Genomic DNA, 12,019 nt, shown 5'->3' with positions numbered 1-12,019 from the left:
GCAAAAGATGAATAGTCCAAAGTACTCTTTCTTGATGCTTTGTTATTTTATGTTTTTGTTTGCAGGAAACTACTGAAATCGCTATACTAAATTTATGTGAATATACTAACAGACAATCAATTTTTTATCTCTTTTATTGGTGTATAAATTGATTGAACATTATAATCATTTGTCTTTTGTTGTGTAATTTTATATCTTCTTGAGAAAGGGATGAGTGAACAAATGGCTATTTATATATTAGAAGACCAAATTATTCAAGCAAAAGCGTTAGAAGCATTGGTAACAAATATCCTACATGCAAGAAATATTTATAATGAAACAATCCATTTATTTTCACGTTCAGATGAATTATTACAAGTGGCACACCAGGACGCCCAACTAAATATCTTTTTCCTAGATATTCAAATGAACAATCATATCCAGGCAGGATTTGAGGTTGCCAAAGAAATCAGAAAAACAGACAGTGAAAGTCTGATTGTATTTATTTCTACTCACACAGAATTAGTTTTAACTTCCTACAAATATATGGTTTCAGCTCTTCAATTTATTCAAAAGAACGTGGATTTTCTAGATTTCCAAAAAGAGGTTGAAACATGTGTCGATGCATATATTCAACAAAAAGAAAATATAAAGACAAAAAGTGAATATATTATCATTAACTTAAAAGCGTCTTCTATAAAAATGGATATTAATGATATTTATTTCTTTCAAACGGAATACGATCATCGTGTGTCAATGGTTGGTAAAAATTTTAAAAGAGAATTTTATGGAACGTTATCAAAAATTGAACAACTGCATCCAGATTTGATTAGAGTCCATCAATCAATCATCATCAATAAAAAATATGCGTCAAAATTAAATTATAAAACGCATCTTTTAACTATGAGAGACGGAACGGAAGTACCAGTCTCAAGAAGATATTATACTCAGGTCAAGGCACTATTTCTTACTTAGGGAGGGATAATGACTAATTAAGGAATTATCTATCTATTAGTCGCTATATTCGTTATAATTTAGTGCAATACTTGAAGAGGAGGGCGATATGCTAATCGATTGGATTCTAAAAAATATTATGGATATGGATCAGGAAGATCAATCAGGAAAAACACAATGGACAAAGTATTATCTAACCGTTTATTTTTCTGGCTTATTTAATTTTCTGATGATTCTGATTTTATCAGTTTTATTTGGGACGTTAAGCGAAACCTTTATTGTATACGTCGTACTGATTTTTTTACGGCCTGTCGCAGGTGGCTGGCATGCAAAAACTAAATGGCTCTGTCGTCTAGAAAGCATTGTTATCTATGTCGCCATACCATTTGTATTGAAAAATTCTTCTGTGAGCTTACCGTTTATTTATAAAATTCTATTGATTTGCCTCTTAGTTGTATTATTTTATTGGTATGCGCCACAAGGAACAGCAATTGAACCTGTTCAACCATCTGATTTAAACGTGCTCAAAAAGCAAAGCCTTATAAGGGTGTGTTTACTTATTTTATGTAGTCTGTTTGTCAAAGAAAAGATTGCTTCAGTAATACTCTACGGTCTCGTCATCCAAGGTCTGATGATACTCCCTGTAACAAAAAATTTAATTGAAGGAAGTGTTTTTATGAAATTTGGTAAAAAAATAATTAAAAATGTTATTGAAAAAAGAGTTGCAAAAGTCAGTGATGGTGTGGGAACTAAGCCTAGATTAAATCAAAATTCGCCCAATATATTTGGACAATGGATGGGACAAACTGAAAAACCTAAAAAGAATATTGAAAAATGATTTTGTTGTTATTAGCTACTAACGTTTTGCTTGTATCTAGCTTTATCGTTTTTGTCTTTTTACGAGTAACATTGATCAAGATTGAATGTAAAATACCGTTACTTTCATTGCTTATTGTCATTAATCTTTGTTCGTTTGCGGCATTAATGTTGGGCTACTCTTGGTTGATTTATGCGCTGACAGTCGTTATTTTTACAGGATTTTTACTCATTCACAAAAAGAGGTTCTCAATTTTTAAAGCGATATTTTTATCCGTTTTTACATTGCTTATGGTTTCGTTTATCAATTACACGGAGCAAACGATTTTAAGTGTTTTTTTTCAACAGATTTATCAAAATAAATTATTATGGATTGCCTCAAATGTTCTTCTGTTGCTTATAAATATCTGGATTGTTTTAAAAATTCCCAATAGTGTTTTTTTAAGATTAAATCGTGTGTTAGAAAATAGCCGAATTTTTTTTGGTTGTTTAATTTTATTGTTGATTCTGTTGTTACTTTTTGTGTTTTTGATTTCGCCAGAGATTTCACCTGACTTTATGCGAGGATTTGTCACGGTAAATAGTTCTAAATTGGAGTTATTAATAAGTGTAGGTTTATTTTTAATTCTGATTGGCTTAGTCATTGAAGCTTATTTGGAAGAACAACGTATCAACACTCAATTATTGAATAATTTAACGATTTATACTGAAAAAATAGAATCCATTAACGAAGAGCTAGCGATGTTTCGTCATGATTATAAAAATTTATTGTATAGTTTACAAATTGCTATTTCATACGAAGATATTCTGGAAATCAAAAGAATTTATGAAGAAACGATTGCACCAACCAAAAAAATTATTGATAATGAAGAATTTGAACTTATGAAGTTAAATCGTTTGAAAAATATGGAACTTAAGGCACTCATAAGTATGAAAATTAATACCGCAAAGCAAGCAAAACTAAAAGTGATTGTTGATGTGCCAGAAGTATTTATTCTTGATACATCAATCGACTTAGTGGTTGTGATTCGTTTGTTGGCTATTCTATTAGATAACGCGATTGAAAACAGTGCAAAATCAGAATTGAAAATGTTCGCTATCTCAATTTTCAATAAAAATGAAACACAAGAGTTTGTGATAACAAATAGTGTCCAAGCCGAATTTGATTTTAAGGTTATGAAGAAAACCAAATTTAGTTCTAAAAGTAACCCAGAAGAGCACGGTTGGGGATTGTTATATGTAAAAGAAATTGTTGATTTTTCAGATCAATTTGATTTGCAAACGTCCTTCAATGAAGGAGCGGTCACTCAACATTTAATTATTGAAAAAAATCATAATAGTAAAAAAGTTGTTAACGAATGAATTTGTTAACAACTTTTTTGCTATGGTATTGAGATATGAGGGGCAATACAGGGAAAAATGTCGGCTAATTAAGGAATTTAGATAGTGCCGGTTAGGTAGTTATCTATAATGAAAATAGCAACAAAATATTCACGCAGGGAAAGGGGCGGTCGTTTAACGGGAAAGATTAGGGAAGATAAAGCAATACTTTTGTTGGGAAAAGAAATAAAAGGAAACTGGGGAAGGAGTTAATCGTTTGATGAAGGGAAATAAAATTTTATACATTTTAGGTACAGGCATCTTTGTTGGAAGTTCATGTCTATTTTCTTCACTTTTTGTAGCAGCAGAAGAACAAGTTTATTCAGAAAGTGAAGTTTCAACAGTTTTATCGAAGTTGGAAAAGGAGGCAATTTCTGAGGCAGCTGCTGAACAATATACGGTTGTAGATCGAAAAGAAGATGCGTGGGGGATGAAGCATCTTAAGTTAGAAAAGCAAACGGAAGGCGTTACTGTTGATTCAGATAATGTGATTATTCATTTAGATAAAAACGGTGCAGTAACAAGTGTTACAGGAAATCCAGTTGATCAAGTAGTGAAAATTCAATCGGTTGATGCAATCGGTGAAGAAGGAGTTAAAAAAATTATTGCTTCTGATAATCCAGAAACTAAAGATCTTGTCTTTTTAGCTATTGACAAACGTGTAAATAATGAAGGGCAATTATTTTATAAAGTCAGAGTAACTTCTTCACCAACTGGTGACCCCGTATCATTGGTTTATAAAGTGAACGCTACAGATGGAACAATTATGGAAAAACAAGATTTAACGGAACATATCGGTAGTGAAGTAACGTTAAAAAACTCTTTTCAAGTAACGTTTAATGTACCAGTTGAAAAAAGCAATACGGGAATTGCTTTACACGGAACGGATAACACAGGGGTTTACCATGCAGTAGTTGATGGCAAAAATAATTATTCTATTATTCAAGCGCCATCACTAGCGACATTAAATCAGAATGCTGTTGACGCCTATACGCATGGAAAATTTGTGAAAACATATTATGAAGATCATTTCCAACGACACAGTATTGATGATCGAGGGATGCCCATCTTGTCAGTTGTTGATGAACAACATCCAGATGCTTATGACAATGCTTTTTGGGATGGAAAAGCAATGCGTTATGGTGAAACAAGTACACCAACAGGAAAAACGTATGCTTCCTCTTTAGATGTAGTTGGTCATGAAATGACACATGGTGTGACGGAACATACTGCCGGTTTAGAATATTTAGGACAATCAGGTGCGTTGAATGAATCTTATTCTGATTTGATGGGTTATATTATTTCGGGTGCATCTAATCCAGAAATTGGTGCGGATACTCAGAGTGTTGACCGAAAAACAGGTATTCGAAATTTACAAACGCCAAGTAAACACGGACAACCAGAAACCATGGCTCAATACGACGATCGAGCACGGTATAAAGGAACGCCTTATTATGATCAAGGCGGTGTTCATTATAATAGTGGAATTATTAATCGGATTGGTTACACCATTATCCAGAATTTAGGCATTGAAAAAGCACAGACTATTTTCTACAGCTCATTAGTAAATTACTTAACACCTAAAGCACAATTCAGTGATGCTCGTGATGCGATGCTTGCTGCTGCAAAAGTTCAATATGGCGATGAAGCAGCTTCAGTGGTGTCAGCAGCCTTTAACTCTGCTGGAATCGGAGCTAAAGAGGATATTCAAGTAAACCAACCAAGTGAATCTGTTCTGGTCAATGAATGAAAAAAATTCCCCAATTAAATAAAAATGGAAAAGGAGTGGCATAATCTTATGAAAAAGTTCTCCATACGAAAAATTAGTGCTGGTTTTTTGTTTCTGATTTTAGTAACTTTGATAGCCGGTTTTAGCTTGTCTGCAAATGCAGAAGAGTATATCGTTCCTGCCGAAAGTCATTCACGACAAAAAAGATCGTTACTGGACCCTGAAGACAGAAGACAAGAAGTGGCAGATACAACCGAAGCGCCTTTTGCGTCAATCGGAAGAATCATTTCCCCTGCCAGTAAACCAGGCTATATTTCTTTAGGAACAGGCTTTGTTGTTGGAACCAATACAATTGTCACCAATAATCATGTGGCTGAAAGTTTTAAGAATGCCAAAGTATTAAATCCGAATGCCAAAGATGATGCTTGGTTTTATCCAGGTCGAGATGGCAGTGCGACACCATTTGGCAAATTCAAAGTGATTGATGTAGCTTTTTCCCCGAATGCGGATATTGCGGTCGTGACTGTCGGCAAACAAAACGATCGTCCAGATGGCCCAGAGTTGGGAGAAATTTTAACGCCATTTGTTTTGAAAAAGTTTGAATCTTCAGATGCCCATGTAACAATATCAGGCTATCCAGGTGAGAAAAACCACACACAATGGTCTCATGAAAATGATTTGTTCACATCTAACTTTACAGACTTAGAAAATCCATTACTATTTTATGATATCGATACAACCGGTGGTCAATCTGGTTCACCAATCTATAATGCTCAGTTTGAAGTAGTTGGTGTTCATTCCAATGGCGGCATTAAGCAAACAGGAAACCATGGTCAAAGACTAAATGAAGTGAATTATAACTTTATTGTCAATCGAGTGAATGAAGAAGAAAATAAACGTTTATCCGCTGTGCCAGCAGCGTAAAGAACCATAAAAATACTCGGAATTTCCAGAATCACAGGAAATTTCGAGTATTTTTGTTTTTTAAGATAGTGTAAGTTACGATAAAAGTACCTTGTAATTATCGGTTAAAAGCATATAATAGTGCTGAAAAGAAGGCAAATAATCCGATTAAGTTAGTATTTCTAAACCATCATAACTCGTAATGATTTCATGCTTTTGAGATAAAGCCGCCATCTCCGCATAAGACAAGCCGCCATTGTGAGAAAAATGGTTGGCAACGTAAATCGTTTTATCTGTGACGAGTTTTCTTTCTTTTAATTCTGCAATTAATTTTAAATTTTCTTCCCAATTCATATGACTATTGCCAGTTTCGTTTGTTTGACTAGTACAATCTAAAGAAACAATACTAAGAAGTAAGTGGCTCTTTTCAAGATATTCAAACATTTCTGACGTAAAGTAACCTGTATCATGGGTGGATAAAAAAGCATCTTTACCATCGTCTATAACGAAAATAAAACAATCTTCACTGAAATTTCCATGTTGTGCAGGAAGGGGATAAATCGTATAGTTCGCAATAGTAAAACATTTGTAGGGCTGAATAACCTGATAATGTAATCGGGTATCGTCTTGACGACCTTCTAAATCAAAGGCGCGCTGATAAAACGTCTTAACTGCTTCATTTCCGTAAACAGTTAAACGATTGGGAATATCTAATGCATAACCAGACATTCGATAAGCCAAATCCTCGCCGTAAAAATGATCGGAATGCCAATGAGAGATTAGTAAAGAGTCAAAGTCTGCAAAACACAAGTCATACTGCAACAAGTGTAAATAAGAATCCCCTGGAAAATCAATCAGCAGGACATCATCAATAATTAATTGAGTTTGTGTACGAATTTCTCGTCCTTTTTTCTCTCGAGCGTACTTACATAATTTACAATTACAAAAAATTCCTGGAATCCGTTCTGCTGCACCCGTACCTAAATAGTTGATTTTCATTGGGAGTACCTAACCTTTCTTTGACATTCTTCATACTTAGTAGATAACGCTGAACCTTAAAGTAAATGGGCATGGAAACTGAAGCATTTGTTGTGTCCATCTTACCTTTTTTAGAAAAGAATTGAAATGGAATTTCTTAAGTAAATTTGCGTAAAATAGAAAAAGCTAGACGCCTTTGTTAATAAGCTGAATTTACTGCGAATGCTCGTACTGTTTCCGAAAAAAAGTTTTACCAAAGGCACTTTCATATCCATCTGCTATTAGTTATAGAAAAATAACAAGATGGACATAGCTTATTAGAGCAAAAATAACTACGCTATTGATAAAGAGTGAGGCGTGTTTTGAACAGGTTACGTGGGCAAATGAATTTGAATAAAAGGGATGACAAAAGATGACTATTGAAAAATTAGAATATTTTTATACCATTGCAAAATATAATAGTATTTCCAAAGCAGCCTCTGAACTCCATGTTAGTAAATCAACCTTAAGTGCGTCATTAAAAGATTTGGAAAGTGAATTGGGCCATTTACTTTTTGACCGTAACGGGAATTCTTTGACGTTAAATTCCTATGGTGATAAAATCGTCCAATCTGTATATATCATTTTAAACGAGGCTAAGAAAATGAAACTTAATTTGCATGAAATGATTGAGAATCCAGTGATGCGTTTAGGTTTTGGAAATACGTCCTTGATGTATAAAGTGACAGAAAATGAGGATCAACTGAATCGTTTTTGGGAATGTTACCATGGTTCATCGTTTGAGTTATTGAATAAATTGGAGAATCATGAGTTGGATTTTGTGATTACTTCTGCAGATGTGAATAGTCCAGTTTTAAAGAAAGAACAATTAATTGAACTAAAAATGTATCTTTGTGTTTCAAGAGAAATTAAACAAGAAATTGAGGAAGAAGGCTTCACCTGTTTGACCAACTATCCATTTCTATTTTTGCCGCATCACTTAGATCATTTAGAAGCTACCAAGAGTGTGCTAGAAATGTTGCAATTAACAAGTCCGCTTGTTTGTTGCTACGATACGTTGATGCTTACTCGTCTCATTGAAAAAAGTAAAGGAGTTTATGCGGTGATCTCTCTTCGGAAAGAACAACTGCAGGAAATTGATTCTAAACTCTTCTTTTTACCGATTGAACGAAAACAAAAATTTTATTTATACCGAAATGTTTCCAGTTCGGTTTTTGTCCAACCTGGTCAAATCAAGGCAACTTTACAAAAGTTGCTAGAGACTTAGCCATTAAAATTACTTTGGAATAGTTACCAAAAATAGCTTTATTCGCTTAGATTTACTTCTGCTGCGGATAAGGCTATTTTTGATGTTCATTGTTTAAAAGAGATGCTCAATTATGGGGCTGTTCGATATTTCTGAACAGAATGTTCAATTATTTAATAACTTAAGAATCGATAAATCGTATCTATTACGGTTCAATTTAAAGGGGTTCTGGTGTATAGTTTGGCTATCTAAAGATTTACTTTTTTAAATATAAAATAACTAAATGGCAAGGAATATAAAGAACTGTTGATACGTGAGTACTTGCGATAACTGTGTCGTTAGAAGTTTAAGTGTCATTGTTGCTTTTCCTGTTTTATGTAGTTGCTAGAAAGGACTGTTTTTATGATCGATAGAAAAAAAGTTATTTTGTATACTTGTTGCATGAGTTTGTTTGTAGTGACCATGGATGTTACGGTTGTCAATGTGGCGTTACCATCCATTCAAAGTGATTTTCACACGAATCTGTCTACATTACAGTGGGTAACAGATGGCTACACTTTAATGGTAGCATCCTTATTATTGTTGTCTGGGTCTACAGCAGATCGAATTGGCCGTAAACGAGTCCTTCAATTGGGCTTAGCCTGTTTTGGTTTAGCGTCTTTCCTATGTGGGATTTCGCAAACCCCAGGGCAATTGATCGCGTTTCGCATGTTGCAAGGGATTGGTGGTTCTATGTTAAATCCGGTAGCAATGTCTATTATTACACAGGTATTTACCGAAAAGTTAGAAAGAGCGAAAGCAATTGGCTTGTGGGGCTCTGTTACAGGGATTTCCTTAGGCATGGGCCCGATTATTGGTGGACTGATTGTTTCTTATTTTAGCTGGCGGTATGTCTTTTTTGTAAATGTACCGATCATTGCTGCGGCAATCATCCTTACACAAAAGTTTGTACCTGAGTCAAAAGTAGAGAAAACGGTGAAAAATGATTTTGTTGGTCAAGCATTGATGATTCTTTTTCTATTTAGTTCTATCTATTCCATTATCGGACTACCTAGAAAAGGGCTTTTCGCGCCAGATATTTTAAGTACTGGGATAATCGGCTGCTTAGCCATTGTCATTTTCTTTATTTATGAATATAACATTGACAATCCGTTAATCAACCCGCGTTTCTTTTTATCTATTCCATTTACATCGGCTTCTTTTTTAGCTATTTTTGGCTTTATCATATATAACGGCTATTTATTTTTAAACACGCTATATTTGCAAGAGATGAGAGGCTTCAGCCCGTTGGAAGCTGGCTTATCAACCATTCCTTTGGCTTTTGTTAGTTTTCTTGTTGCCCCGAGAGCCGGCGAAATGGTAGGGAGAATAGGGACGAAACGTCCTATTATGCTTTGTGGTATTTCAATGTTGGCTGTTAGCTTTTTACAATTATTTGTAACTAAAACAACGCCTATGATTATTTTATTTATTATTTATATCTTTTTAGGCATTGGGTTTGGGATGTTAAATTCGCCGATTACCATTACAGCGATTGAAGGAATGCCACTTTCTCAGTCAGGAACGGCAGCAGCCATTGCGGTGACATGTAAGCAAATTGGCAATTCTTTAGGGGTTGCGCTACCAAGTCTTTTAATTACAAAGCCTATTACTAGTTCGCTTACTCGAACACCTTTTACAAACGTATGGCTTTTATTTGGATGTTGCGCCATTGCGATTATCTTTTTAAGTTATTTATCCAATTCTCCGCTAGCGAAAAAGTCATTGCGCAGAGTTAGGTTTTATTTTTAACAAATCAAGATTTTTTTGAAGGGAAAGGAAGACAAACTTAGATGAAAAAAATAAATAACCGATTAGGACTCTTTTTATTTTTTGTTTTACTCTTTTGGGCAAAAACGATTCTGGCGTATTACCTAGATTTCTCATTAGGCGTTAAGGGCAGTCTCCAGCGAGAAATTTTATGGTTCAATCCAGTTGCTACTACGCTGTTATTATTTGGCTTTAGTTTGTATTTTAAAAAGCATAAAACATTTATGCTTAGCTTAACTCTTTTAAATGTTTTAAATACATTAATTTTATATTTGAATATTATTTTTTATCGTGAATTCACTGACTTTATTACCATCCAATCTGTTTTTGGCTTTTCAAAAGTTTCAGAAGGAATTTCTGGTGATTTACTTGCTTTAATGAGAGTCCACGATGTCTTTTATTGGCTAGATACTTTAGTGCTGCTCGTTTTGGTATTTTACTCTTTTAAACAGCGACGGAATCATCAAGTCTTTGTGACCAAACCTATCAACAGAAGATTGGCGATCTCAATTAGTTGTTTAAGTGTCTTGCTCTTTTCGGTTAACTTATTTTTAAGTGAAACCGATCGTCCTCAATTGCTTCAAAGAATTTTTGACCGTAATTATATTGTAAAATATCTTGGCTTGGATGCATTCACAGCCATCGATGGTGTCAAAACAGCCATGTCAAATGAGGTAAGAGCAGAAGCTAGTTCAAACGAATTACCTGAAATCATGAAATTTACCAAGCAAAACAATTTACCGCTTAATCCGCAGTATGCCGGGATTGCCAAAGGGAAAAATGTATTTGTGATTCATTTAGAAAGTTTTCAACAATTTTTGATTAATATGAAAGTCCAAGGCCAAGAGGTTACACCGTTTTTAAATCAGCTCTATCAAAACAAAGCGACAATCAGTTTTGATAATTTCTTTCATGAAGTAGGGCAAGGAAAAACGAGTGATGCGGAGAACATGTTAGAAACAGGAACATTCGGCCTCCCGCAAGGCTCTCTTTTTACACAATTAGGATCAGACAATACTTTCGAAGCGGCTCCCGCTGTTTTAGGACAAAAAGGCTATACAACCGCTGTTTTCCATGGGAATGTGGGGAGTTTTTGGAATCGGGACCATGTGTATAAAAACTTAGGTTATCAATACTTTTTTGATCGGTCATATTTTTCAAAAGATGACAAAATGCTAGGTTACGGTATTTTAGATAAACAATTGTTGCGTGAATCAGCTAGTGAGCTTGAGCATTTACAGCAGCCATTCTATGCGAAGTTTTTAACTGTGACCAATCATACCCCTTATTATACGGATGACCAAAACTTCCCGTTTCCTAAATTGAACACAGGCAATTCGATTGTGGATGATTATGTTCGAACAGCGCACTATTTGGATCAATCGCTAGAACAATTTTTCCATTACTTGCAAACAACAAGTTTATACAATCATTCTATTTTTGTTATTTATGGTGACCACTTCGGTATTTCAGATGCAAACAACAAGGACTTATGTAAAGCTTTCAACCGCGATCCAAAAACGTGGACAAACTATGACAATGCGCAATTGCAAAGAGTACCTTTGATGTTTTACATGCCAGGCTATACGCAAGGGAAAATCATGCACGAATATGGTGGGGAAATTGACGTTTTACCGACACTGTACCATCTTTTAGGTGTCGATGATAAAAATTATATCCATTTTGGCACGGACCTTTTATCTCCTCAATATAAACAAGTGGTTCCTTTTAGAAATGGCGATTTTGTAACGCCTCAATTTTCTTATCTAGGTGGGGAAATCTACAATAATCAAGGGAAAAAATTAGACCAAGTTCCAGCAGATTTAAAAGCAGAAGTCACGAAAGATAACGATTGGGTGAAAAAATCGTTAAGTTTATCTGACAAATTAAATCAGGAAAACCTTTTACGTTTTTATAAACCACAAGGATTCCAAGAAGTGCAACCAAAGGACTACAACTATGATGTGGCTTTTGAAAAAAACAAAGTCTTAGAAGTAGAAAAACAAAAAAATGCACAATCAACTAGCTTGTTTAGTCAAAATGGCAATCAAACGACAGTCCAAAATTATCCGACTACGCCATAGATCATTTAAGAAGGATAATTTTTGGAAGGGAAAGAGAATCATATATGAAGTGAAGGAGGTCAGAACAGATCCGTTTATTTTCGAAGGAATTGGTTCTGTTCCCGCCATTTATCCGGTTTTGAGCCTGGAACAAAAATCCAA

The 12,019-nt window shown here is 34.6% G+C and carries 9 protein-coding genes; 8 read left to right on the top strand and 1 reads right to left on the bottom strand.

The genetic code is table 11. From position 1 onward, the window contains the following. The first annotated feature begins 222 nt into the window (after window positions 1-222). The 5 genes from fsrA to sprE all read left to right on the top strand — a co-directional run bounded on the left by fsrA (window position 223) and on the right by sprE (window position 5,782). The gene (fsrA, locus tag IGL86_RS07375) at window positions 223-954 is read left to right on the top strand and encodes a response regulator FsrA (protein ID WP_075578546.1); all 732 of its coding nucleotides are present in this window, start codon (window positions 223-225) and stop codon (window positions 952-954) included. An 88-nt stretch (window positions 955-1,042) separates the two neighbouring features. Then, window positions 1,043-1,771, top strand: coding sequence for an accessory gene regulator AgrB (locus tag IGL86_RS07370; RefSeq protein WP_002377181.1), 729 nt, complete (start codon window positions 1,043-1,045; stop codon window positions 1,769-1,771). Continuing rightward, window positions 1,768-3,111, top strand: coding sequence for a sensor histidine kinase FsrC (fsrC, locus tag IGL86_RS07365; RefSeq protein WP_033625831.1), 1,344 nt, complete (start codon window positions 1,768-1,770; stop codon window positions 3,109-3,111). Before IGL86_RS07370 ends, fsrC begins: the two co-directional genes overlap by 4 nt. Window positions 3,112-3,346: 235 nt before the next feature. Then, on the top strand, window positions 3,347-4,879 hold the full coding sequence (gelE, locus tag IGL86_RS07360; protein WP_080280138.1) for a M4 family metallopeptidase coccolysin: 1,533 nt from the start codon (window positions 3,347-3,349) through the stop codon (window positions 4,877-4,879). Window positions 4,880-4,927: 48 nt separating this feature from the next. Next, the gene (gene sprE, locus IGL86_RS07355; RefSeq protein ID WP_080280137.1) at window positions 4,928-5,782 is read left to right on the top strand and encodes a serine proteinase SprE; all 855 of its coding nucleotides are present in this window, start codon (window positions 4,928-4,930) and stop codon (window positions 5,780-5,782) included. Between the two features lie 147 nt (window positions 5,783-5,929). Here sprE and IGL86_RS07350 read toward each other — a convergent pair whose 3' ends face one another. Beyond that, on the bottom strand, window positions 5,930-6,760 hold the full coding sequence (locus IGL86_RS07350) for an MBL fold metallo-hydrolase (protein WP_002369253.1): 831 nt from the start codon (window positions 6,758-6,760) through the stop codon (window positions 5,930-5,932). Window positions 6,761-7,151: 391 nt separating this feature from the next. On the opposite strand from IGL86_RS07350, the gene IGL86_RS07345 reads away from it, so the two are divergent. From IGL86_RS07345 to IGL86_RS07335, 3 genes are all read left to right on the top strand, one after another. After that, a complete protein-coding gene (locus tag IGL86_RS07345; RefSeq protein ID WP_002357233.1) occupies window positions 7,152-8,006 on the top strand; it encodes a LysR family transcriptional regulator in 855 nt (284 codons plus the stop codon). 381 nt (window positions 8,007-8,387) lie between these two features. Continuing rightward, window positions 8,388-9,776 (top strand): MFS transporter, encoded by a 1,389-nt coding sequence (locus IGL86_RS07340; RefSeq protein WP_002382423.1) that lies wholly within the window; start codon window positions 8,388-8,390, stop codon window positions 9,774-9,776. A 41-nt stretch (window positions 9,777-9,817) separates the two neighbouring features. Next, window positions 9,818-11,878: an LTA synthase family protein gene (locus IGL86_RS07335; RefSeq protein WP_002361977.1), complete on the top strand. Its 2,061-nt coding sequence runs from the start codon at window positions 9,818-9,820 to the stop codon at window positions 11,876-11,878. Window positions 11,879-12,019 lie beyond the last annotated feature (141 nt).

The organism is Enterococcus sp. DIV0774 (assembly GCF_050539095.1).
Taxonomy (GTDB): Bacteria; Bacillota; Bacilli; order Lactobacillales; family Enterococcaceae; genus Enterococcus; species Enterococcus faecalis.
The sequence above is the reverse complement of the archived record's forward strand: the minus strand, read 5'-3'. Positions and strand labels throughout refer to the sequence as shown.

What these genes read in the sequence shown, in the direction of transcription:
- IGL86_RS07340 (WP_002382423.1), top strand. Translation starts at nt 8,388, where the DNA reads ATGATCGATAGAAAAAAAGTTATTTTGTATACTTGTTGCATGAGTTTG.
- IGL86_RS07335 (WP_002361977.1), top strand. Translation starts at nt 9,818, where the DNA reads ATGAAAAAAATAAATAACCGATTAGGACTCTTTTTATTTTTTGTTTTA.
- sprE (WP_080280137.1), top strand. Translation starts at nt 4,928, where the DNA reads ATGAAAAAGTTCTCCATACGAAAAATTAGTGCTGGTTTTTTGTTTCTG.
- fsrC (WP_033625831.1), top strand. Translation starts at nt 1,768, where the DNA reads ATGATTTTGTTGTTATTAGCTACTAACGTTTTGCTTGTATCTAGCTTT.
- IGL86_RS07350 (WP_002369253.1), bottom strand. Translation starts at nt 6,760, where the DNA reads ATGAAAATCAACTATTTAGGTACGGGTGCAGCAGAACGGATTCCAGGA.
- IGL86_RS07345 (WP_002357233.1), top strand. Translation starts at nt 7,152, where the DNA reads ATGACTATTGAAAAATTAGAATATTTTTATACCATTGCAAAATATAAT.
- fsrA (WP_075578546.1), top strand. Translation starts at nt 223, where the DNA reads ATGGCTATTTATATATTAGAAGACCAAATTATTCAAGCAAAAGCGTTA.
- IGL86_RS07370 (WP_002377181.1), top strand. Translation starts at nt 1,043, where the DNA reads ATGCTAATCGATTGGATTCTAAAAAATATTATGGATATGGATCAGGAA.